This window comes from Serratia proteamaculans (genome assembly GCF_949794035.1).
Taxonomy (GTDB): Bacteria; Pseudomonadota; Gammaproteobacteria; order Enterobacterales; family Enterobacteriaceae; genus Serratia; species Serratia proteamaculans.
On sequence record NZ_OX461105.1, the window covers coordinates 4,195,144 to 4,216,738 of the forward strand.

Sequence of the window (21,595 nt, forward strand, 5' to 3'; positions counted from 1 at the left end):
TTCAGCCGGCAGCATCGCTGCCGGCTGCTCCTCCGCAATACCCTAACGACTGCGCTTGGCGTGACGCTCGAAATTGTCGGCTTTGGCCTGCGCCGATTTACGCAGCGTGACGTAGCAGGCACCTTCCCCGCCGTCACGCGGCAACGCGCGGCAAAAGGCCTGTACCTGCTCAAACTGCGCCAGCCATTTGGCGAGATAACTGCGGATGATGTTGGCATGGCTTTCATCTTCGCGACCACGGCCGTGGACAATCAACAGCGAGCGCAAGTCTTGCTTTTCCGCCTGAACAATAAAGCGGAACAGCGCTTGTCGACAGGCCTCTACCGACTGTTTCAGTAGGTTCAGACTGGCCTGCGACGGATAGCGCCCGTGGCTTAGCTTGTCCAGAACGCCCTGCTGAATGCCCTCGCCTTTGTATTCCAGCGGGACTTCGCAAGGGATCAGCTCAAGAAAACCGGTGCTGAGAAAGTTTTCCTGCCGCAGCGCCTCGGCCTCACGGCGTGCGCTTTTATCCACCGTCTCCTGCGGCTTGAGGTACAAGGTCTCGGGGGCGCTGGATAACGGGATCACATCCGCCATCGCCTGTTCAAAAAAGTCTTTGTCCTGGTTGCTCATCGCTCTGCCACTCCTAGACTGGGCCTTTAATGCCGGGAATGACCCTGATTGTAAGACGCCTCACCCCGGTTGCAAGCCGGGAATTTTCCGCAATCGTCGTCAACGGGTGAGGTTCTGTGCAGTTTTCGTTATACTGCTAAACCATTATTGAGTGCCGCAAAGGATCGATCCCATGAAAATGCGCGAGCTGGAAACCCAGTTTCAAAATGCCATGAGCGAGTTGCAGGCCAGCTTCGAAAAGCAGCATCGTGAATGGCAGCACAGCTATCAGGCACTGCAGCAGTTGCTGGAAGAGGCTAAACAGCGCGAAGTCGCATTGCGTATGCAGAATGAACAGTTGGTGCGCAAACTGAGCACCGCCAGTTCAGTGCCGGAACAGCACGCGTTAGTGAAGCAAATCAAAATGCTGGGCGCTCATCTGGACGCGTTGGCCAAAGATGCCGCCACCTTTAACCACCACCTGCACAATCAACAGCGGGCAGCCGACAACTTCAGCGGCGAACAGCGTTGACACCGGGCGCTGTCACGCAGCGCCTCCTGCCAAATACTGGCGTTCTGAGAGTGTTATAAATCATAAATGACCTGGATCATCATCGCTGCCCTGATCGTTGTATTTATTATTGGCTACCGCATTCTGACTTCCGATACCCGCAAAGCCATCGACTCTCTGGCCCACTTGCTGAAAGTCAAACCGATGCTGATTGAATCCATGATTCAGGAGATGGGCAGTCGCAACAGCCAGACCTTTATTCGCGTGTTGAACAACGGCTACACCGAAGAGATGCACCAGGCGGCCTATTTGCTGTTTATCTACCTGACCTTTATCAAGCAGGCGGATGACCAACAGATCGCCCTGTGGCGTGAAACGCTGCTGCGCGCCGGGCTATCGCCGGAGCTGCATGCCGAACACACCGAGGCCGCGCTGTTTTACTTTGCCGATCTGGATATTGACGCCTTCGAACTGGCGCAGTTTCGCCGCGCTTACAATGAGCGTTTTAATCAGGAAGCCATTGCGAACTGGTAAGAATGTGTCCCCCGCAGGCGGGGGAAGCATTACTGGAACATGCTGTAGATATAGCGCGAAAGCGCATCACGCGAGCTGAAGCCGTGTGGAATGCCGTAACGCGCACTCGGGGCATCGCTACTTAAATCCAGGGGAAACTCAAGATACTGATTGCTGATGCGTACCGGCGAGGTCGGCGTGGCAAAATGCACGCTTTTCTCTTTCAGCGCCGGGTGGATCACCAACGCGGTTCTGCCCATCCGCGCTTCACGATTCACATATACGTAGTGCTCACCCTTGCGGTAACCATAAGACTGGTCGGTGACATAATCACGCTCAAAGCCAGTATTCTCCAACACTCTAGCCACTTCATCCGGCCGTAAATACATCGATTTCTCCTCTCGTTCTGGACCGCTGAGCGACCTTACCGTAATCATGAGATGAAACAATAAATTTTTCGGTATGGATGTGGGTTTAGGAATAATCCTTAATTATGGGTTTTGCCGGTTTTGCACCAGTAACCGCAGCGTCAACAGCACGCCCAAAAACACCATCAGCGCTGCCGCCAGATAGATCGACGGCACGCCCATGTGGCTCATCAGCAGCCCGGCCAGCGGCCCGGTGATCCCCAACGCCAGATCGAGAAACGCCGAGTAAGTGCCCAGCGCGGTGCCCTGACTTTGCTGCGGCACCTGTTTCACCGCCTCCACGCCCAGCGCCGGGAACACCAACGAGAAACCGGCACCGGCCAACAACGCGCCCGCCTGCACCATCAACGGATCGCTGGCCTGCCATATCAGCAGCAATCCAACAATCTCGATCAGGAACGACACCAGCGTGACCTTTAAGCCGCCGTGACGATTAATGGTCTGGCTGAAGATCAAACGGATACCGACAAAGGCAACGCTGAACAGCGTCAGTGAAAATGCCGCCCCGCTCCAGCCCTTATCAGCATAGTAGAGGGTGATAAATGTGGCGATCACGCCAAAGCCCACGGTGCCCATCGCCAGTCCGAGGCCATAGGTCCAGATGCGGCCGAATACCGCGCTAAAGGCGAGGCGTTTGCCGGCAGTGATCGAAACATTGGGCTTGGCACTCGCCAGCCACAGCGAAATCGCGACGGCCAACACGATCAGCGCCGCCACCCCGGCCAGCCCCCATTGCTGGTTAAGGTAAACACCGAGCGGCGCTCCGGCCGCCATGGCACCGTAAGTCGCCACCCCGTTCCACGAAATCACCCGAGCGGTATGCAGCGGCCCCACCAGACCAATGCCCCACAATGTGGAACCGGTGCTGGCAAAGCTTTCGCCGACGCCAAGAAATACCCGGCCAACGCACAGCAAAATCAGGCTCAACAGCGGTATACCGACAAACCAAAAAGCCATGGCGTAAAACAGACCGCTCACCCCGCAACAGGCCAGCCCGAACAGTACTACCTTTTTTGGCCCGAGCTGATCGGCATAGCGCCCGGCATGCGGCCGGCTGAATAAGGTGGCGAAATACTGGGCGCTGATGATCAAACCGGCCAGCACCGAGTTGTACCCCAACTCGTTATGCACAAACCCCGGTAATACCGCCAACGGCAAACCTATGGTCAGGTAACAGACAAAGGTAAACATCACCACGGACAGGATCCGTTGGTTAAGCTGAAAGTTGTTTTCTTTAGAACTGACGGCGGTCATCGAAGGTGGCTCGCATTAAACCGGGTAGGCAACAGCACTCAGCATACCCGGTCGGGGGTCGATCATAAATCTGCGAGTTATAACCAATTATTATTTAACTCAACTTTTGCTGCCTGCGCCACTCGCTCGGGCTAATGCCCTGAATGCGCAGAAACTCACGGTTAAAGTTGGATTTAGTGGTGAATCCGGCCTTTTGCATGATATCGGTCACCGGCTCCTCACCGTCCAGCAGCCACTGGGCCGCCTGGCGGATGCGCAGTTGATTCACATATTGCGACACATTCATGCCCGTATGGCGGTTGATCGCCTGTGAAACCCACCGCGTCGGCAAACCGACCTTACGCGCCAGGCGCGCCAGATTCAGTTCGGGCTCCAGATAGAGGTCGTCCTGCCGCAGCCGCTGCTGCACCCGCTCAAACCACTCGGCCAGTTGCTCTTCATCTTCGGCAACCTCCTGCGTCGGCTCCGGTAACGGCTCTACCGGGCTGTCTGAGGGACGGCTGCGGGACAACACCAGACACAGGCTTACCGCCACCAGCAGGTTAACCAGGGTCGCCAACCTGCCGGCATGACGCCCGTCGAACAGTGAAAAATCGAGCGTAATCACCAGTTCAGCCACCGCCACGGCCATCAGCAAGATGCCTAGCCCCCGCCACAGTCGATAGCTGAGCCAGCTTTCCGCCAGCGCCACCTGCTGCAAAGCGTTCTCACCACGCCGCAATGCGTACAGCAGCGCCGCGCCATAGCCCAGATAAGCGCCCGCGATCAGCACATCCAGCCAAAAAGGCGCAAACAAGCTCGCCAGCAGCGTCAGGCATAGCGGCATCAGGTGCCCGAGTTCACGTCGCCGCAGCCTGCCCTGAGTGCTGACCAGAAAAGCCAGATACGTCAACGTGGGGATCGCCACCGCACCGAAGGGTTGCAGTCCATTAAACTGCGCCACGCCATAGCCATAGCGGATCCCCACCAGCAGGCTTTGCCAGGCGCACAGCAACAGCAATAACTGGAAGACCCAGCGCTGCGGCCGTGGTCGCCCCAGGCGATACAGCAGCCCCAGGCACAGCAGACCAAACAAAAAAGTGAGGGGGATAAGCGGCATCGTCGGCATCTTGTTGTGTTCACACAGAAACGGCAGTGTACTGTTAAAACAAACCTTTAACGACCCGGATCGCGATCGAGGTCGCCGGATAGCGCCGCCAATGCCACCCTCGTAAGGTCAACATTTGAGGAGTGAAAATGAACAGAGCGTTGTTGTTGTGGATACTGCTGTGCGGTATTGCCAGTGCCACCCCCTATCAGGTTGCCACCCGCGATCAAGTCTTTCAGGCCGGTTCACGTTCGTTGAACAGCCGAATTTACTACCCCACGACCGAGACGAATGGGCAACGGCTCACCGGTGCGAATAAGGTCTTTACTGGCATCAGCAGCCGGCCAGATGCGCCGGTGGCGAACGGACACTTTCCGCTGATCGTGATCAGCCACGGCAGCGGCGGCAATAATAGCAGTCAGGCCTGGCTGGCGGCGGCGTTAGCCCAACAGGGAATGATTGTCGTGGCGGCCAACCACCCAGGCAGCACCACCGGCAACTCTGTTCCGGCGCTCTCCGCCAAACTGTGGTTACAGACAGAGGATATTTCCGGCCTGATCAGTGCGATCACCGCCGACCCTCAGTGGAATAAAGTCGTTAATCGCCAGGTCATTGGCGTTATCGGCCATTCCAAGGGCGGTTACAGTGCCATTGCCGCCATCGGTGGGCGAGTCCGGCTGGCCGATTTTGTCAGCGGCTGCCAACAAGCCCCACAGTCACCCAACTGCCAGTTTTATACCCGGGCCAAAGTTGATTTAGAAGCGCTCTCCGCCCGGCAATTTGATGCCGATTATACCGACCCGCGCATTCGCTTTGCCGTCGCCCTCGATCCCGGCATGGTGCCTTATCTGCTGCCTGACAGCCTGCATCGGCTCAGCGCCCCTTTATTGGTTATCGAACCTCAACATTTCGAACCAGACAGCCAAATACCCGGTCTTGGCGGTGCCACACTGGCCAAAGACGCAGGACAGCAACCGATTGATGCATTACGGCTGTCGGACGGTAACCATTTTGATTTTATTCCGCTTTGTCAGCCGAATGGACGCCAAATTCTGGCTGCGGAGGAGAAAGATGCAGAGGTGTTATGCGCTTCCTCCAATACACAGCGTGAATGGGTACACCAGAAGACATTAACGGCCATCATGGCGTTTATTCACCCGTGGCTATCCGCGCCCGCAGGAAATCAATAAACGCCCGCACCTTCTCCGGCACATGGCGGGTATTGGGGTACAGCGCATAAATGCTTTGGGCCGGAAATTGATGGTCTGCCAGCAGCGGGCACAGTTTGCCTTCGGCAATGGCGGGCCGCACCAGCCATTCGGGCAGTAATGCCACCCCGGCACCGTGCAGGGCAAACGCCAGCAGCGCGGAGGCACTGTCGCCCATTAATGTGGCGGCGTCTTCAACCTTAAACAGCACCGCCTGCCGCTCCGGGGTAATCACCTGCCAGCTCAACGGTGAACTGAGGCGGCTGTGGGCGATCCACTGCGCCTGCGCCAGTTGCGCCAGCGAGCCAACCGGATGGCGGGTCAGATACTCCGGCGAGGCGACCGGCAGGATGGCAAAACTGTCGAGCCGCGCCGCATGGTGGCTGGAGTCCGCCAGTTGCCCCAGCCGGATCGCCACATCGAAGCGTTCCGAAATTAAATCGGCATGATAAGAAGAAGAAACATGCTGAATGCGCAAACGCGGATGCAACCGGGAAAATGCCGCCAGCGCCGGCACCACCACTTGCGCGCCGTATTCCGGCGTAGTGGTGATTCGCAATACGCCACTCAGACCGTGGTGATCGCGGCGCACGTCATCCAGCACGTTTTCCGCATCCTGCAGCAACCGCAGGCAGCGTTGATAGAAGCGTTCACCGGCATCGGTCAGTGCCAGCCGCCGGGTACTTCGCACCAGCAACGACACCGCCAACTCACTTTCCAGCTGTTTGACATTGAAACTGACCACCGCCTTGGTTTGCCCCAACGCCACCGCCGCAGCGGTAAAGCTGCCGGCATCCACCACCGCCACAAAGATCGCCAAACGCTGCAGGTTAAGCATAGTGTCACACCTTATTGTCAAAATTATTTTGACAGTGTAATCGTTCGCAGCCGATTTATCCGCAGTTTCCCGCCCGCTACACTGCTGGCCTTCAACCGGAGGCCCCATGCCCTATCGCATCAAAGTCGCAATCGTCTATCTGCTCGGATTCTTTGTCGATCTGATCAACATGTTTATCGCTAACGTCGCTTACCCGTCGATCGGTCATGCGTTGCAGGCTTCGGTCGGTGAACTAGCCTGGGTCAGCAACGGTTATATTCTCGGCCTGACGCTGGTGATCCCGCTCAGCGCCTGGCTGGCGCAGCGCATCGGTGGACGGCGGGTGTTTTTGCTGTCGCTGACACTGTTTATGCTGGCAACAACCGCGGCGGGCTATGCCGGCTCAATTGGCGAGTTGATTGGTTGGCGAGTGCTACAAGGTATGGGGGGCGGTTTGCTGATCCCGATCGGTCAAACACTAACCTATCAACTGTATCGCAGCCACGAACGCGCCGGGCTTTCCGCCGCCATTATGCTGGTTGGCCTGCTGGCACCCGCGCTGTCACCGGCGCTGGGCGGGCTGATTGTTGACAGCCTTGACTGGCGCTGGGTGTTCTTCGCCAACCTGCCACTGGCAGCGCTGGCACTGTTGCTGGCCGCGCTGTGGTTGCGCCCTCAGGCAGCCGAGCTACAACGCAAGCCGCTCGACGTTAACGGATTGTTCAGCGCCTGCACCGCTCTGACGCTGATCCTGCTGGGCCTGACCCGGCTGGGTGATGCCGATGGCCTGCTGCAGGGCGCTTTGCTGTTGGCCGCCGGGGCGCTGACGTTGGCTTATTACCTGCGGCGCAGCCTGCGCATCGCCCAACCGCTGCTGAACCTGCGGCTGATGCAAGATCCGCTGCTGCGCACCTCGATGATGATTTATCAGTGTATTCCCGGCCTGTTTATCGGCGTCAGTCTGGTGGCCATGCTGTATTTGCAAAACCAATTGGGCATGCGCGCCGCACAGGTCGGCAGCCTGATGCTGCCCTGGTCGCTGGCCTCGTTTCTGGCCATCACCCTGACCGGCAAGAAATTCAATCGCCTTGGCCCGCGGCCGCTGTTTATCCTCGGTTGTCTGCTGCAGGGGCTGGGTATTCTGACGCTGTCGCAGATTGCTCACGCCGGGGACTACGGATTGCAGTTGACGGCCTTCGCCCTGATGGGCTTTGGCGGCAGCCTGTGCAGCAGTACCGCACAAAGCAGCGCTTTCCTGCAGATTGCCGATGAACAATTGGCGGACGCCAGTGCACTGTGGAATATCAATCGCCAGCTCAGCTTTTGCCTGGGTGTCGCCCTGCTCAGCCTGCTGTTAAATCTGCTGCTTGAGCATTTTTCGCCCGCTGCCGCCTACAAAATCTGTTTTTACCTGGCCGCCGCCAGCACGCTAGTGCCGCTGTTGCTGTGCCTGCGTATCGCTAACCGTGCCATCGTGCACCGTCTCAACACTCAACAGGAAGCTCCATGAACCGATATTTTACCGAAGTGATCGACGCTCACGTTGCCATTGAAAACTGGCTGGAAAAAGGAATGGGGGAAGAAACAGCGCTGCTGGCGCGTTTTAATCCGGCCTTCAGCATGATCGCGCTGAACGGCAGCCGACTGGATTTCGCCGCATTGAGCGCCTTTTTCCATGCACATCGCGCCGCTAAACCAGGGCTGGAAATCACTATAGAAGAGATGACGTTAGTGGCCGAGTGGCCAACGGGGGCGGTGGTTAGCTATCGCGAAAAGCAAATGCAGCCTGGACAAGCGGCAACGCTACGCAACTCCACCGTGGTGTTTGAGCAGACCCAAACCGGGCTGGGGTGGCGGCACCTGCATGAAACCACGCTGGCACAGTAATTAGAGAAAACCGTCGGCCAGGAACAGCTCCCAGGCGACAATCAGCCCACACAGGGTAACGGCGCTGAAAATCACTTCGAACAGATAGCGATTGATCATCATGGGCTGGCCCTCAAAAGAAAACACCCGGCAAAACCGCAATGCCGATCAGTTAAGGATCGGTTGACCGATCCTTAATCTGCGGCAATATAACGGCTTCCATTACAGGGAGCCGTTTTCTTATGCCACTTCTCGATGACCTGCTCAGTTTTAGCGACCAGCCTTTGTTACCGCCACCTTCTGCGCAGATTTTTGCTGAACATCTTCCTGTTGAATGGCTCCAGCATTGCCTTTCTCTGTCTACCCATGCCACCGTCAGACGCCGCCGCCTGCCCGGGGACATGGTGGTCTGGATGGTCGTTTGTATGGCCTTCTTTCGTAATGAGCCCATTACCGATATTGTCCGCCGCCTTAACCTCAGTGCCGATGGCGAAGCCGGCACGCAGCTTCTGGCACGCAGCGCCATTACACAGGCACGCCAGCGTGTCGGTGCTGCCCCTGTTGAATGGCTGTTTCGCCAGACAGCACGAACCTGGGGGACTGAACGCTATCCCAAAGATGACTGGAGAGGATTGCAGCTCTTTGCCGTCGACGGTGCACAACTGCGTACGCCCGATGAACCGGAACTTCGTGCGCATTTTGGTTCCAGTAACACCTCTACAGACCGACAGAGTCCTTTTCCGGTGATGCGTCTGGTGGCGTTGATGAACCTGAGCAGTCATGTTCTGCTGGATGCGGTCACCGGGCCTTACCGGTGTAGCGAGACCCGGTTGGCGCATGACCTGATTAAGGCGTTACCGGATAACTCCATCACCCTGTTTGATAAGCTATTTTTTAGTGCGGATTTACTAACAGGGGTGAACCATGGCGGCGAAAATCGCCACTGGCTACTGCCTGCCCGCAAAGGGATGGTCGCAGACGTGCAGGAAAGCTACGGAGCGGGCGACCGTCTGCTAAAAATGAAAGTCTCTGCGCAGGCTCGAAAGCAAAACCCGGCCCTTCCTGAGTCCTGGTATGCCCGGGCGGTCAGTTACGATATCGGCGGTGTGGAGAAAACCGTGCTGACTTCATTGCCTGCGGATCGTTATCCGGCCAAAGCGGTGGCGGAGCTTTATCATTCCCGATGGGAAATCGAAGTGGGTTTTCGCAATATCAAAAGCAGCCTGCAGAGTAATGCGATGGTGCTGAGAAGCCGCAAAGTGGAGTTGCTGCATCAGGAAGTGTGGGGGTTGCTGCTGGCTTACAACCTTATCAGGCGGGAAGCGGCGCTGACGGCAAAACAGTATAAAAGAGCGCCGTCGGAGATGAGTTTTAAATTTGCTTTTGGGGTAATAGCGACGGAACTGATAGTGCTGGGTAATACGGTATCCCCCGGAACGATACCGAAACGGCTGATGCACCTGAGGGGGAGTTTGGAGGCGATGTTCATAACAAAACGCCCCCGACCATCAAGGCCGAGGGCGGTTAAGATATCAAAAACCCGTTATCCGGTGAATCGTTATGCCTCACCACTTAAGTGAACGGCATTGCGGCAAAACCGGGTGTTTACATAGCGTCTGGATGCGGAGGTTCCCGCAGACTTCACTTATTTAGCGGCTGGAGCTGCTGCTTTTTTGGTAGCTTTGTGGTGTTTTTTAGCGGCCTGAGCTTTCTGCACTGGCGCTTTTTTGCTTACTTTGTGGTGAGTTTTAGCAGCCTGAGCTTTCTGGGCTGGGGCTTTTTTGCTCACTTTGTGGTGAGTTTTAGCAGCCTGAGCTTTCTGGGCTGGGGCTTTCTTGGTCGCTTTGTGGTGCTTTTTAGCGGCCTGAGCTTTCTGTGCTGGCGCTTTCTTGGTTGCCTTGTGGTGCGTCTTCTTATGATGAGTGGCTTTAGCAGGTGCCTTCTCAGCAGCAGCAGCGGCTGGTGCAGCGCTAGTGGTTGCAGCCGGAGCAGCCGCCGCCGGAGCTACAGCATCAGCAGCGAAAGCAACAGAAGACAGACCCATGGTAGCAGCAACGATCAGGGCTAATACTTTTTTCATCTTTAATTCCTCAGAGTGTTTTTTCAGTAAGCCCCGTTGGGCCGTTGAAGCAGATACTAGAGGAATCGCTGAGCCGCTTCCGTGAGTGATTGGTTTCGCCGAGTAACCAAATGTACAGTGGCCGTATGGCCGACGAACATGGCGTTTTTTCCGTGATCGCCAACACGTTTTAAAAAATGGTCTACACTTAAAAGACATGTGTCGAAACGGAGAATCGAATGTTTAAGAGATCAGAAAAAGTAGAACGCGACATCGATCAAGACGTCACCCTGCTGGCGGATACGCTGGATGAGGTGCTACGCGAATCCGGTGACAAGACCAAAGAGGAACTGAAAGAGCTGCACAGCAAGGCAAAAGGCGTATTACGCGATGCCCGGGCACGCTTTAATGGTTCCAGCAGTCTGACACAGCACGCTCGCGATGCCGTCGAACAAGCCGACAGCTACGTGCGCGACAAACCTTGGCAGGGCGTAGGGATCGGGGCCGCAGTTGGCATCGTCCTCGGCGTGCTGCTGGCCCGGCGTTAACACCCCTTGCAGTCATAAAGATAAAACAGATGTGCGTCTGGCCCGCGGGAAACCGCGGGCCGTTTAATTTGTGCCTTTGATTAATCCGGCCAACCGGGCTACCGCTCGCTCCGTCTCCGCCTGCTGGGTAAAGTTGGCAAAGCCCATTAACAGGCCCGACCCCGCCGGTTCCGCAATGCACCAGTCGGATAGCGCCTGTATCGACAAGCCGCACTGCCAGGCCAGTTCCGCCAAAAGCCGATCCTGCCCCTCCCCCTTCAGCCGGGCCAATAACTGAATGCCACCGGCCTGTGACGCGACCGTCAAATGCTCCCCCAACTGCTGTTCCAGTGCCTGTGCCAGCCATGCGCGCCGTTGGCGGTAAATGGGCCGCATCCGCTTCAAGTGGCGATAAAAATGCCCCTGATGAATAAAATCCGCCACGCTAGCCTGCAGCAACGGTGGACAACCGCAGCCACGCAGCCGACTGCTGTGGCCAAAGGCCTCTACCTGCCCGGCAGGCACCACCAGATAAGCCATGCGCAAGGCCGGGAACAGCGTTTTGCTGAAGGTACCGGCGTACAATACCCGCCCCTGACGATCGAGACTTTTCAACGGCGGCAGCGGCCGACCGTGATAACGCACCTCGCTGTCATAGTCGTCTTCAAGGATCCACGCCTGCTGCTGCTGCGCCCACTCCAGCAGCGCCATACGCCTTGCCAGACTGAGTGTGACCCCCAGCGGACTCTGATGGGTCGGCGTCAGCACCGCCATCCGTGCCTGGGGGGCGCTGGCCAAACCGGCGGCAATGTTCATGCCCTGCTCATCGACCGGCACCGCCACTGGCCGCATACCGGCGGCGCGAAACAGCGGCAGCGTGACCGGATAGCCCGGATCCTCCAGCCATACCGCTTCCCCCGGCTGAAGCAAAGTGCCGATCACCAGATCCAGCAGTGCCTGATAACCGGCGCAGATAAACACCTGTTCCGGGCGGCAACTGATGCCGCGCGAAAGCTGCAAATAATTGGCGATTGCCGCACGCAGTTCGGGCAAGCCCTGAGTTGACGGATGTGCCATAGAGGCCAACGGGGCAGTGCGTAACTGGCGACCGACAATTCGCTGCCATTGCGCACGCGGAAACGCATCCAGCGCGGGTAGCCCCAGTTGAAACGGCGGCGTCGCCCCGTTCGGATGCAGCGGATTTGCCGTGACCGTCGGCAAAGGTTCCACTGCCAGCGCCGCACGCACCGGCAGGTTCTGCAACTGCGGCGAAACAAAGGTCCCCGCCTGCCCCCGGCTTTGCAGAAAACCTTCGGCAATCAGCTGCGCGTAGGCACTTTCTACCGTGGCGCGTGCCACGCCCAAATCGCTCGCCAAGCCACGAACCGAAGGCAAGCGGCTGCCCGCCGGCAGGGTTCCCTGCGCTATGGCGTCTTTGATCCGCAAATAAATCTGCCGGTACAAGGGGTCGGCAAGCCGGCTGTCCAGCCGCAAGGAGGTAAGAAACTGACGCATCATGGCCCGGTTAAATAATCACTTTATGGCCCTATAGCATAGTCCATATCGCCGCTAAAGTAGCACCATGATTCTGCTATTCGCTAACCGAGGTTGACCATGATTAAGCAACGTTTGAACTATTCCGAACTTTCACCGGCTCCGTACAAAAATATGGTGAATGCCCTGATGGCGCTGGAGAAAGGCGCGCTGGATAAAGCGACAATTGAACTGATGTTTATGCGTGTTTCGCAGATCAACGGCTGCGCCTACTGCCTGGATATGCACGGCAAAGCCCTGCGCGAAAGTGGCGTCAGCAGCGCCAAGCTGGATCAGCTGGCAGGCTGGCGCGTCAGCCATGCGTTCAGTGAGCGCGAGCGTGTGGCACTGGAATGGGCAGAGTCAGTCACCCTGATCGCCGCTACCGGCGCACCGGACAGCGCGTTTGAAGCGTTACAGGCGCACTTTAGCGATGCGGAAATTGCTGATTTGACCTTCGCCATTAGCATCATGAATGCCTTTAATCGCCTGGCCATCAGCATGCGTCAATGATCAAACTGCACCTCCCCTCTCGCTGCGAGAGGGTTTTTTCGTCACTAACTTCCCCGCAAAAAAAAATTCCCCAGCACTTTTCCAGCGCCGCTGCGGCCTGCGTTCAAATTCCATCAAAACACCATATATAGCGTGGTTGATAAATTAAATATCTACATATAGTATTTAATCCATCAACCGCAGGGAACATGTAGCCGTTGGTAACGCCGTCAGAAACGCCGTTCAATGCTCCGTTATCTGACCTGTCCGCCTTTCCTTTAGCCCATAAGGTGAATGCGAATCATGAGCATTATTATTTACAGTAAACCGGACTGTGTCCAGTGCAACGCCACCTATCGCGCCTTCGATAAACAAGGGATTGGTTATCAGGTGATTGACCTCACCCAGGATCAACAGGCGCTGAGCCATGTTAAATCCCTCGGCTATCAACAGGTTCCGGTGATTATCGCCGGAGACGATCACTGGTCCGGCTTCCGGCCAGACAAAATTGGCGCGCTGGCTCACGCCGTCGCGTCCTGAGGTTGGCCATGAACCCGCTGGTCTACTTCTCCAGCAGTTCGGAGAACACCCACAGGTTCGTTGAAAAGCTGGGCTTACCGGCGATGCGCATACCGATCGCCGGAGCCCGCAGCAAACTGCTGATGGAAAGCCCCTATATTTTGATCGTGCCCAGCTATGGCGGCGGCAGCGCCGTGGGAGCCGTGCCGATCCAGGTGATCCGCTTTCTCAACGATCCGCAGAATCGCGCTTTCCTGCGCGGCGTTATCGCCGCCGGGAATACCAATTTCGGCGCAGCGTACGGCATTGCCGGCGATATCATCGCCAAAAAATGTCAGGTGCCTTTTCTTTACCGTTTTGAGCTGCTCGGCACCACACAAGACGTTGCAAACGTTCGACAGGGAGTAACCGCATTTTGGCAACGACAGAACTGACCAGGCCCGCTACCAGCGCGCTGGATTACCATTCGCTCAACGCGATGCTCAATCTTTATGATGCCGAAGGCCGTATCCAGTTTGATAAGGATCGACTGGCGGCACGACAATACTTCCTGCAGCACGTCAATCAGAACACCGTGTTCTTCCACAACCTGGAAGAGAAGCTGCGCTATCTGGTGGAAGAAGGTTATTACGAGCAGAGCGTGCTGGCGCAGTACGACTTCGCCTTTATCAAGCAGTTGTTCCAGCAGGCCTACGCGAAAAAATTCCGCTTCGAGACGTTTCTCGGCGCCTTTAAGTACTACACCAGCTACACGCTGAAAACCTTTGACGGCAAACGCTATCTGGAACGCTATGAGGACCGGGTGTGCATGGTCGCCATGACGCTGGCCGCAGGCGATACCACACTGGCACAAGCTCTGGTAGAAGAAATGATTTCCGGCCGCTTCCAGCCGGCGACGCCCACCTTCCTCAACTGCGGCAAACAGCAGCGCGGCGAACTGGTGTCCTGCTTCCTGTTGCGCATTGAAGACAATATGGAGTCGATCGGCCGGGCGGTGAACTCCGCGCTGCAACTGTCGAAACGTGGCGGTGGCGTGGCGTTTTTGCTGACCAACATCCGTGAGGTCGGCGCGCCGATCAAACGTATTGAGAACCAATCCTCCGGCGTCATTCCGATCATGAAAATGCTCGAAGATGCCTTCTCTTACGCCAACCAACTGGGTGCGCGTCAGGGCGCCGGTGCGGTGTACCTCAATGCTCACCACCCGGATATTCTGCGTTTCCTCGACACCAAGCGCGAAAACGCCGACGAGAAGATCCGCATCAAAACCCTGTCGCTGGGGGTGGTGATCCCGGATATCACCTTCGAGCTGGCGAAAAATAACGAAGAGATGTATCTGTTCTCGCCGTATGACGTCGAGCAGGTGTATGGCGTACCGTTTTCGGAAATCAGCGTCAGCGAGAAGTACCGCGAAATGGTGGATGACAAACGTATCCGCAAATCGCGCATCAATGCCCGCGAGTTCTTCCAGGTGCTGGCGGAGATCCAGTTTGAATCCGGCTACCCGTACATGATGTTTGAAGATACCGTCAACCGCGAGAACCCGATCGCCGGACGTATCAATATGAGCAACCTGTGTTCGGAGATTTTACAGGTTAACCGCGCCAGCACTTATCACGATGACCTGAGCTATGACCAGGTCGGCAAGGATATTTCCTGCAACCTCGGCTCGCTAAACATCGCCAAAACCATGGATGCATCGGATTTCGGCAAAGCGGTCGACACTGCGATCCGCGCGCTGACTGCGGTGGCGGACATGAGCGACATCCGCTCGGTACCCTCAATCGCCGAAGGCAACCGCAGCTCGCACGCTATCGGCCTGGGCCAGATGAACCTGCATGGCTACCTGGCGCGCGAACGCATCTTCTATGGCTCTGAGGAAGGCATCGACTTCACCAATTTCTATTTCTATACCGTCGCTTATCACGCCATTCGCGCCTCTAACCAGCTGGCTATCGAGCGCGGCAGCGCATTCGCCGGCTTTGAGGACTCCACCTACGCGTCCGGCTTGTACTTCAGCAAATACACCGAAAGGGAATGGCTGCCACAGACCGAGCGAGTGCGCGCGCTGTTCACCGACGCCAATATCGCCATTCCGGGCCGCGAGGAATGGCTGGCGCTGCGCCAGTCGGTGATGATGCACGGGTTGTACAACCAGAACCTGCAGGCGGTGCCGCCGACCGGCTCCATCTCCTACATCAATAACTCGACCTCCAGCATCCATCCGATTGTGTCACGCATCGAGATCCGCAAAGAGGGCAAGATTGGTCGCGTGTATTATCCGGCGCCCTATATGACCAACGACAACCTGGAGTACTACCAGGATGCCTATGACATCGGGCCGGAAAAGATCATTGATACCTACGCCGCCGCCAGTCAGCACGTCGATCAGGGGCTGTCGCTGACGTTGTTCTTCCGCGATACCGCCAGCACGCGCGACATCAACCGCGCGCAGATTTACGCCTGGCGTAAAGGCATCAAAACCATCTATTACATCCGTCTGCGCCAGATGGCGCTGGAAGGCACCGAGGTGCAGGGCTGCGTGTCCTGCGCACTGTGAGGCAACTTATGAATAGCATTAAACCGGCGCAGCTGGTGCGCGCAATCAACTGGAATACCATCGAAGACGATAAAGATCTGGAGGTGTGGAACCGCCTGACCTCTAACTTCTGGCTGCCGGAAAAGGTACCGCTGTCGAACGATATTCCGTCGTGGGCCACGCTGACACCGAAAGAACAGCAGTTGACCATCCGGGTGTTCACCGGCCTGACGCTGCTGGACACCATTCAGAATACCGTCGGTGCCCCGGCGCTGATCGCCGACGCCATTACGCCGCACGAAGAGGCGGTGTACTCCAACATATGCTTTATGGAGGCGGTGCACGCCCGCTCCTACAGCTCGATATTCTCCACGCTGTGCCAGACGCCGGACGTCGACGACGCCTACCGTTGGAGTGAGGAAAACCGCGCATTGCAGAAAAAGGCCCATATCATTCTGGCCCACTACCGCAGTGACGATCCGCTGATGAAGAAAGTCGCCAGCGTGTTCCTCGAGTCGTTCCTGTTCTATTCGGGCTTTTACCTGCCGATGTACTGGTCGAGCCGCGCCAAACTGACCAACACCGCCGATCTGATCCGGCTGATCATCCGCGACGAGGCGGTACACGGCTATTACATTGGCTATAAGTTCCAGAAAGGGTTAGAGAAGGTCGACGCTGCCCGTCGGCAACAGGTGAAAAACTTCGCCTTCGATCTGCTGCAGGATCTGTATGACAACGAGGTGCGGTACACCGAAGAGCTGTACGACGGGGTGGGCTGGAGCGAGGACGTGAAAACCTTCCTGCACTATAACGCCAACAAGGCGCTGATGAATCTGGGTTACGAAGCGCTGTTCCCACCGTCGATGGCGGAGGTCAACCCGGCGATTCTGTCGGCGCTGTCGCCGAACGCCGACGAAAACCACGACTTCTTCTCCGGCTCCGGCTCGTCTTACGTAATCGGCAAAGCGGTTAATACCGAGGATGACGACTGGGATTTCTGAGGACAGTCGCGGGGTGCATAACTTCACCCTACAACGATAACCTGTGAACGGGCGCAGCATGCAGCGCCCCTACTGTTTAGATTTTCCCGGAACGCTGCCGGATGCGTTGCCAGATGGCCCGCTTTTCCTGGTCATCGGCGCTCGACCAGGCAGCGATTTCATCCAGCGAGCGCCAACAGCCACGGCACCACGATTTTTCGGCGTCGATCTGGCAAACATTATTGCAGGGTGAACGGACGCTATCGTCAATCTGACTGCCCGTTTTCCTTCTTCTGCTGCGCCCTACCATTAAATGCTTCCTCGAGGTGGATTTCTCGCCACAGGATACCCGATCCTGCCACGAAAAAACCGCCCGCCAGCATCAGATGATGCCACCGTTGGCACGCAGGGTTTGGCCATTAATCCAGGCACCGTCGGCACCGGCCAGGAATGACACTGCTGCGGCGATATCCTGCGGCTGGCCCAAACGCTCCAACGGTGCCATTTTCGCCAGTCGCTCGATTAGCTCAGGCGTTTTACCGTCCAGGAACAACCCGGTAGCAGTGGGCCCAGGTGCGATGGCATTCACGGTGATATTACGACCGCGCAGCTCTTTCGCAAGCACGCTGGTCAGCGCCTCGACGGCGGCCTTGCTGGCGGCGTACATGCCGTAGCTCGGCTGCAACAGCCCGACCACACTGGAAGAAAAGTTGATGATACGGCCATTGTCACGCAGGCGTTTCGCCGCTTCACGTAGGGTATTGAAGGTGCCCTTCAGGTTGATGTCGATCAACCGATCGACATCGGCATCGCTCATTTCTGCCACCGGGGCCAATGCAATCACCCCGGCGTTGTTCACCAAAATATCCACGCCGCCGAAAGCCTGTTCGGCACGGTCAAACAGTTGGGCCACCGCAGCGGTATCGCTGACGTCCGCTTTGGCGCTCAGCGCCCGGCCACCATTCTGCTCAATTTTGCGCACCAGTTGATCGGCCAATGCCTGGTTACCTGAATAGTTGACGATCACAGTAAAACCGTCGGCAGCCAGGCGTTCGGCGATGGCGGCACCGATGCCGCGTGATGCGCCGGTGACGATGGCAACTTGTTGGCTAGTGGTGTTCATCTGATCTCTCCTCGTCGACGATGCGCCGGCAGGCTTGCTGGCGTGGGATCATCATGCACCTTTCGCAATGGCGAATAATCCCCTAATCTTCGTTATCACTATCCGAATTAAGCGAACAATCACCATGGACAGAATTGACGCCATGCGTCTGTTCACCCGCGTGGTAGAACAGCGTAGCTTTACCCAGGCCGCACAGGATCTGGGCCTGCCGCGTTCCACGGTGACCGACGCCATCAAACAGCTGGAAGCCCGGTTGCAGGTACGGCTGCTGCAGCGTACCACCCGCCACGTCAGCCCGACGCTGGATGGCGAGGCCTATTATCAGCGCTGCCTGACTATTCTGGCGGATATCGAAGATGCCGAGATGGCATTTGCCGGTGCCAGGCCACGCGGGCTGCTGCGTATCGATGTGCACGGCACCCTGGCGCGTCACTTTCTGCTGCCGGGGCTGCCTGATTTTCTGGCGCACTATCCGGATATCGAATTGTTCATGAGCGAAGGCGATCGGCTGGTGGACCCGGTGCGCGAAGGTATCGACTGCGTGGTGCGGGTCGGCAAGCTGAAAGACAGCGATATGGTAGCGCGCCGGTTAGGTGAGCTGGAGGAAGTGACCTGCGCGGCCCCCGACTACCTGCAACGCTTCGGGACGCCGCTCAGTATCGATGAACTTGAAGGGCACCGCATGGTGGGTTTTCGCTCCTCGGCCAGCGGCACCATTATGCCTTTGGAATTTAACGTCGCAGGCCAGCCGCAGCAGGTGATGCTACCCTGCACGGTGTCGGTCAGCGCGGCGGAAAGCCTGGTGGCCGCTGCGCGCATGGGACTGGGGATTATTCAGGTGCCGCGCTATCACCTGCGCGACGATTTGGCCAATGGCAGCCTGCTGCCGCTGTTGCCGCAATACCCTTCCACACCGATGCCGGTTTCGCTGCTGTATCCGCGCAGCCGACAACTTTCACCCCGGGTGCGGGTATTTATCGACTGGTTCAGCAAGGCTTTTACCGCACGCAACGGTTAACAAGCCGCCCGTCAGGGCGGCCAGCGGCTTACAGTGCACCGTAGTCCAAAGGTATCCAGTCGTATCCTTCGCCCTGCTTATTCAGATAGCCCAACCCGGGGAATGACAGATGCGCCCCGCCCAGCAGCTCCTTTTGTCGGGCGCTATCACCGAAGACCCGCAGTCGCTGGGTCACCGCTGCTTTGGCATCACTGTCGAAGCTGATTGCGACATTCGGATCGGCAAACTGTACCGCTGCCACGTGGATCAGATCGCCAATTAACAGCAGTTTCTTACCCTGACTTTCCACCTGATAAATGCTGTGGCCCGGCGTATGACCATGGGCTGCAAAAGCGCTGATGCCCGGCGACAACTCGCCGTCACTGTTGAAAGGTTTGAAGTGCCCGACGGCCTGATAAGGTTTGATCGCCGCTATCGCATTCTCAAATGACGCTTTATCTTCCGCCTTCGCCTGTTTCAAGCGGCTCTCGCTCAGCCAAAAATCGGCCTCTTGCTGACCGGCACGCACCAGCGCATTTGGGAATACCGCCTGGCCGTTTTGCATCAGACCGCCGAGATGATCCGGGTGCATGTGCGTCAGATAGATTTCATCCACCTGTTGCGGCTGATAGCCGGCCGCCTTCAGATTAGCGGTCAATTTACCCAGATCCTTGCCCAGCAGCGAACCGGCCCCGGTATCGATCAGGATCAACTTACTGCCGGTATTGATCAGGTACGAATTGAACGAGGTCACTACCGGCAGGCTCTGATGATGCTCGGCCAGCGCGGTTTCGATCTGTTTTGGCGTGCTGTTCAGCAGCAGTTTATCCACCGGCAAACGGAGCACCCCATCGGACAATACGGTGATTTCATAGCTGCCCAGCATAAGGCGATAAAAACCCGGCGCGGGAGTTTTCACCTGTGGCGCGGCGGCCAGGGTTTGCAGTGACATGACGGCCAGCGCCGCCCCCAGCAGGTAAGGTTTCCAGAACATAGTGACTCCCGATTGTCATTTAAGCGCTAAGTATTAACCCAAAGCGGAAATGACGCCTGCAGGAGAAGAAAATGAATAAAAAAAATCCCCGCGGGGGCGGGGAAAGGCAAAGAAAACTAAGGTTTTTTTGTTATACGAAGAATTTGGCCAGCACTAACAAAGAGAGTGAGACGTTAATCGCGCCGCCGATGCGGGTGGCGATTTGGGCAAACGGCATCAATGACATACGGTTACCGGCGGTCAGGATAGCAACGTCACCGGTACCGCCTTGTCCGCTCTGGCAGCAGGAGACAATCGCCACATCAATCGGGTGCATGCCAATTTTCTTGCCGACAAAGAAGCCGGTCGCCACCAGCGTGCAAACGGTGCTGACGATCACCACCAGGTTTTGAATAGTGAAAGCGTTAACCAGTTCCTGCCATGGCGTGATCGCTACGCCAACGGCAAACAGGATTGGGTAGGTCACCGCCGTGCGGAAGAACTTATACACCACCTGCGAACCTTCCTGAATGCGTGGAGACACACCGTGCGCCAGCTTCACCGCCACCGCCGCGAACAGCATGCCAACCGGTGCCGGCAGGCCAATCAAGCGGTGCAGCAGCATTCCCACCATGTACAGCAGGATGGCCAACAGCGCGCCACTGGCAATAGTGCTGACATCCACCTTGCCGCTGATTTTATCCACCGCGCTCATTTCGCTGTCGCCCTGCTTGCTCGGCATCAGGCTGCCTTCACCGGTCAGGTGCGGGTAGCGTTTACCGAGTTGGTTGAGCAAGCCGGCAAGCACAATGGCGGTCAGACTGCCGAGCATCACGATCGGCAAAATACGCCCTAACGCCACTCCCTGCTCCATATGCAGGATTGCCGCGTAGCCCATCGACAGTGGGATCGCGCCCTCACCGACGCCCCCGGCCATGATCGGCAAGATCAGGAAGAAGAAGATTTGGAACGGCTCCAGCCCCAGCGCCATGCCGACCGCCATGCCCACCAGCATGCCGGCAATCTCGCCGCACAGCATCGGTGCGAAGATGCGCAGGAAGCCCTGGATCAACACCTGACGGTTCATGCTCATAATGCTGCCGACGATAATGCAGCAGATATAGAGATAGAGAATATTGGTCGACTTGTAGAACTTGGTGGTCGACTCCACCACCACGTCCGGCAGCAGGCCGTAATGCACCAGCGCGGAAGGAATAAAGGTGGCGCAAATGGCTGCGGCCCCCATTTTGCCGATCAGCGGCAGGCGTTTGCCAAACTCGCCGCAGGCAAAACCGAAGAAGGCCAATGTAGCGACCATCACCACGATATCGCTGGGTAATTTCCCTTCCAGGCAATCCAGTAAAATAAGTACGCCGGCCAGAACGAAGAACGGTAACGGAATAATCCCTACTTTGTAATTGTCCAGTATGTGCCACCATTTTTCACGCAACGGTATTTCAGCCGTTTTGTCTTTGGCGACGAGGTAAGAATCATCTGTTGTGCTCATAATCTGGCCTCTTATTAGTTTGTTCGGCCATCATAGAGAAACGCACGGATTACCTGCTGTGATTTTGT

At 57.0% G+C, this 21,595-nt stretch carries 24 protein-coding genes; 13 read left to right on the forward strand and 11 right to left on the reverse strand.

Annotated features, from left to right (window positions below; genetic code table 11):
• Positions 1–42 precede the first annotated feature (42 nt).
• Entirely contained in the window at positions 43–615 is a 573-nt protein-coding gene (gene smrA / locus QOT07_RS19520) for a DNA endonuclease SmrA (RefSeq protein WP_207979515.1), read from the reverse strand.
• Between the two features lie 172 nt (positions 616–787).
• On the opposite strand from smrA, the gene QOT07_RS19525 reads away from it, so the two are divergent.
• Positions 788–1,126, forward strand: a complete 339-nt coding sequence (locus tag QOT07_RS19525) for an MbeD/MobD family mobilization/exclusion family protein (RefSeq protein WP_099062725.1) — start codon at positions 788–790, stop codon at positions 1,124–1,126.
• A 66-nt stretch (positions 1,127–1,192) separates the two neighbouring features.
• Positions 1,193–1,639 carry a DUF1198 family protein gene (locus tag QOT07_RS19530; protein ID WP_085118398.1) on the forward strand — a complete coding sequence of 149 codons (447 nt, stop codon included), beginning with the start codon at positions 1,193–1,195 and terminating at the stop codon, positions 1,637–1,639.
• 29 nt (positions 1,640–1,668) lie between these two features.
• On the opposite strand, the gene QOT07_RS19535 is transcribed toward QOT07_RS19530, so the two are convergent.
• The 3 genes from QOT07_RS19535 to QOT07_RS19545 all read right to left on the reverse strand — a co-directional run bounded on the left by QOT07_RS19535 (position 1,669) and on the right by QOT07_RS19545 (position 4,408).
• Positions 1,669–2,007 carry a DUF2002 family protein gene (locus tag QOT07_RS19535; RefSeq protein WP_012146416.1) on the reverse strand — a complete coding sequence of 113 codons (339 nt, stop codon included), beginning with the start codon at positions 2,005–2,007 and terminating at the stop codon, positions 1,669–1,671.
• Between the two features lie 102 nt (positions 2,008–2,109).
• Positions 2,110–3,300 (reverse strand): MFS transporter, encoded by a 1,191-nt coding sequence (locus QOT07_RS19540; protein WP_099062726.1) that lies wholly within the window; start codon positions 3,298–3,300, stop codon positions 2,110–2,112.
• Between the two features lie 94 nt (positions 3,301–3,394).
• The gene (locus QOT07_RS19545; protein WP_346823078.1) at positions 3,395–4,408 is read right to left on the reverse strand and encodes a helix-turn-helix domain-containing protein; all 1,014 of its coding nucleotides are present in this window, start codon (positions 4,406–4,408) and stop codon (positions 3,395–3,397) included.
• Positions 4,409–4,536: 128 nt separating this feature from the next.
• On the opposite strand from QOT07_RS19545, the gene QOT07_RS19550 reads away from it, so the two are divergent.
• On the forward strand, positions 4,537–5,577 hold the full coding sequence (locus QOT07_RS19550) for an alpha/beta hydrolase family protein (RefSeq protein WP_283603781.1): 1,041 nt from the start codon (positions 4,537–4,539) through the stop codon (positions 5,575–5,577).
• On the opposite strand, the gene QOT07_RS19555 is transcribed toward QOT07_RS19550, so the two are convergent.
• The gene (locus tag QOT07_RS19555; protein WP_207979511.1) at positions 5,537–6,433 is read right to left on the reverse strand and encodes a LysR family transcriptional regulator; all 897 of its coding nucleotides are present in this window, start codon (positions 6,431–6,433) and stop codon (positions 5,537–5,539) included. The two genes, QOT07_RS19550 and QOT07_RS19555, sit on opposite strands and share 41 nt — an antisense overlap.
• 106 nt (positions 6,434–6,539) lie before the next feature.
• Here QOT07_RS19555 and QOT07_RS19560 point away from each other — a divergent pair, with 106 nt between their 5' ends.
• From QOT07_RS19560 to QOT07_RS19570, 3 genes are all read left to right on the forward strand, one after another.
• Complete coding sequence (locus tag QOT07_RS19560; protein ID WP_283603782.1) at positions 6,540–7,922, forward strand: MFS transporter; 1,383 nt, start codon at positions 6,540–6,542, stop codon at positions 7,920–7,922.
• Positions 7,919–8,299: a DUF4440 domain-containing protein gene (locus QOT07_RS19565; RefSeq protein ID WP_261417036.1), complete on the forward strand. Its 381-nt coding sequence runs from the start codon at positions 7,919–7,921 to the stop codon at positions 8,297–8,299. Before QOT07_RS19560 ends, QOT07_RS19565 begins: the two co-directional genes overlap by 4 nt.
• A 221-nt stretch (positions 8,300–8,520) precedes the next feature.
• Positions 8,521–9,858: an IS4 family transposase gene (locus QOT07_RS19570; protein ID WP_219017319.1), complete on the forward strand. Its 1,338-nt coding sequence runs from the start codon at positions 8,521–8,523 to the stop codon at positions 9,856–9,858.
• A 65-nt stretch (positions 9,859–9,923) separates the two neighbouring features.
• Here the strand turns inward: QOT07_RS19570 and asr are convergent, their stop codons facing one another.
• Entirely contained in the window at positions 9,924–10,358 is a 435-nt protein-coding gene (asr, locus tag QOT07_RS19575; protein WP_099062732.1) for an acid resistance repetitive basic protein Asr, read from the reverse strand.
• 218 nt (positions 10,359–10,576) lie between these two features.
• On the opposite strand from asr, the gene QOT07_RS19580 reads away from it, so the two are divergent.
• Positions 10,577–10,885 carry an ElaB/YgaM/YqjD family protein gene (locus tag QOT07_RS19580; protein ID WP_099062733.1) on the forward strand — a complete coding sequence of 103 codons (309 nt, stop codon included), beginning with the start codon at positions 10,577–10,579 and terminating at the stop codon, positions 10,883–10,885.
• Between the two features lie 63 nt (positions 10,886–10,948).
• Here the strand turns inward: QOT07_RS19580 and pdxR are convergent, their stop codons facing one another.
• The gene (gene pdxR / locus QOT07_RS19585) at positions 10,949–12,382 is read right to left on the reverse strand and encodes a MocR-like pyridoxine biosynthesis transcription factor PdxR (RefSeq protein ID WP_283603783.1); all 1,434 of its coding nucleotides are present in this window, start codon (positions 12,380–12,382) and stop codon (positions 10,949–10,951) included.
• A 96-nt stretch (positions 12,383–12,478) separates the two neighbouring features.
• Between pdxR and QOT07_RS19590 the strand changes: the two genes are divergently transcribed.
• The 5 genes from QOT07_RS19590 to nrdF all read left to right on the forward strand — a co-directional run bounded on the left by QOT07_RS19590 (position 12,479) and on the right by nrdF (position 16,948).
• Positions 12,479–12,910, forward strand: a complete 432-nt coding sequence (locus tag QOT07_RS19590) for a carboxymuconolactone decarboxylase family protein (protein WP_099062735.1) — start codon at positions 12,479–12,481, stop codon at positions 12,908–12,910.
• 282 nt (positions 12,911–13,192) lie between these two features.
• A complete protein-coding gene (gene nrdH, locus QOT07_RS19595; RefSeq protein WP_207979502.1) occupies positions 13,193–13,429 on the forward strand; it encodes a glutaredoxin-like protein NrdH in 237 nt (78 codons plus the stop codon).
• Positions 13,430–13,437: 8 nt separating this feature from the next.
• A complete protein-coding gene (nrdI, locus tag QOT07_RS19600) occupies positions 13,438–13,842 on the forward strand; it encodes a class Ib ribonucleoside-diphosphate reductase assembly flavoprotein NrdI (protein ID WP_099062737.1) in 405 nt (134 codons plus the stop codon).
• A complete protein-coding gene (gene nrdE / locus QOT07_RS19605) occupies positions 13,824–15,968 on the forward strand; it encodes a class 1b ribonucleoside-diphosphate reductase subunit alpha (RefSeq protein WP_283603784.1) in 2,145 nt (714 codons plus the stop codon). The genes nrdI and nrdE overlap by 19 nt, the downstream gene beginning before the upstream one ends.
• An 8-nt stretch (positions 15,969–15,976) precedes the next feature.
• The gene (gene nrdF, locus QOT07_RS19610) at positions 15,977–16,948 is read left to right on the forward strand and encodes a class 1b ribonucleoside-diphosphate reductase subunit beta (RefSeq protein WP_099062738.1); all 972 of its coding nucleotides are present in this window, start codon (positions 15,977–15,979) and stop codon (positions 16,946–16,948) included.
• A 76-nt stretch (positions 16,949–17,024) separates the two neighbouring features.
• Here the strand turns inward: nrdF and QOT07_RS19615 are convergent, their stop codons facing one another.
• Complete coding sequence (locus QOT07_RS19615) at positions 17,025–17,237, reverse strand: DUF1289 domain-containing protein (RefSeq protein WP_283603785.1); 213 nt, start codon at positions 17,235–17,237, stop codon at positions 17,025–17,027.
• A 72-nt stretch (positions 17,238–17,309) separates the two neighbouring features.
• Entirely contained in the window at positions 17,310–18,050 is a 741-nt protein-coding gene (locus QOT07_RS19620; RefSeq protein ID WP_207979500.1) for an SDR family oxidoreductase, read from the reverse strand.
• A gap of 124 nt (positions 18,051–18,174) precedes the next feature.
• Between QOT07_RS19620 and QOT07_RS19625 the strand changes: the two genes are divergently transcribed.
• On the forward strand, positions 18,175–19,068 hold the full coding sequence (locus QOT07_RS19625; protein ID WP_283603787.1) for a LysR family transcriptional regulator: 894 nt from the start codon (positions 18,175–18,177) through the stop codon (positions 19,066–19,068).
• A gap of 28 nt (positions 19,069–19,096) precedes the next feature.
• Here the strand turns inward: QOT07_RS19625 and QOT07_RS19630 are convergent, their stop codons facing one another.
• Together QOT07_RS19630 and QOT07_RS19635 are read right to left on the reverse strand one after the other, a co-directional pair.
• Positions 19,097–20,041, reverse strand: coding sequence for an MBL fold metallo-hydrolase (locus tag QOT07_RS19630; protein ID WP_283603788.1), 945 nt, complete (start codon positions 20,039–20,041; stop codon positions 19,097–19,099).
• 130 nt (positions 20,042–20,171) lie between these two features.
• On the reverse strand, positions 20,172–21,527 hold the full coding sequence (locus tag QOT07_RS19635; RefSeq protein ID WP_207979495.1) for a 2-hydroxycarboxylate transporter family protein: 1,356 nt from the start codon (positions 21,525–21,527) through the stop codon (positions 20,172–20,174).
• Positions 21,528–21,595 lie beyond the last annotated feature (68 nt).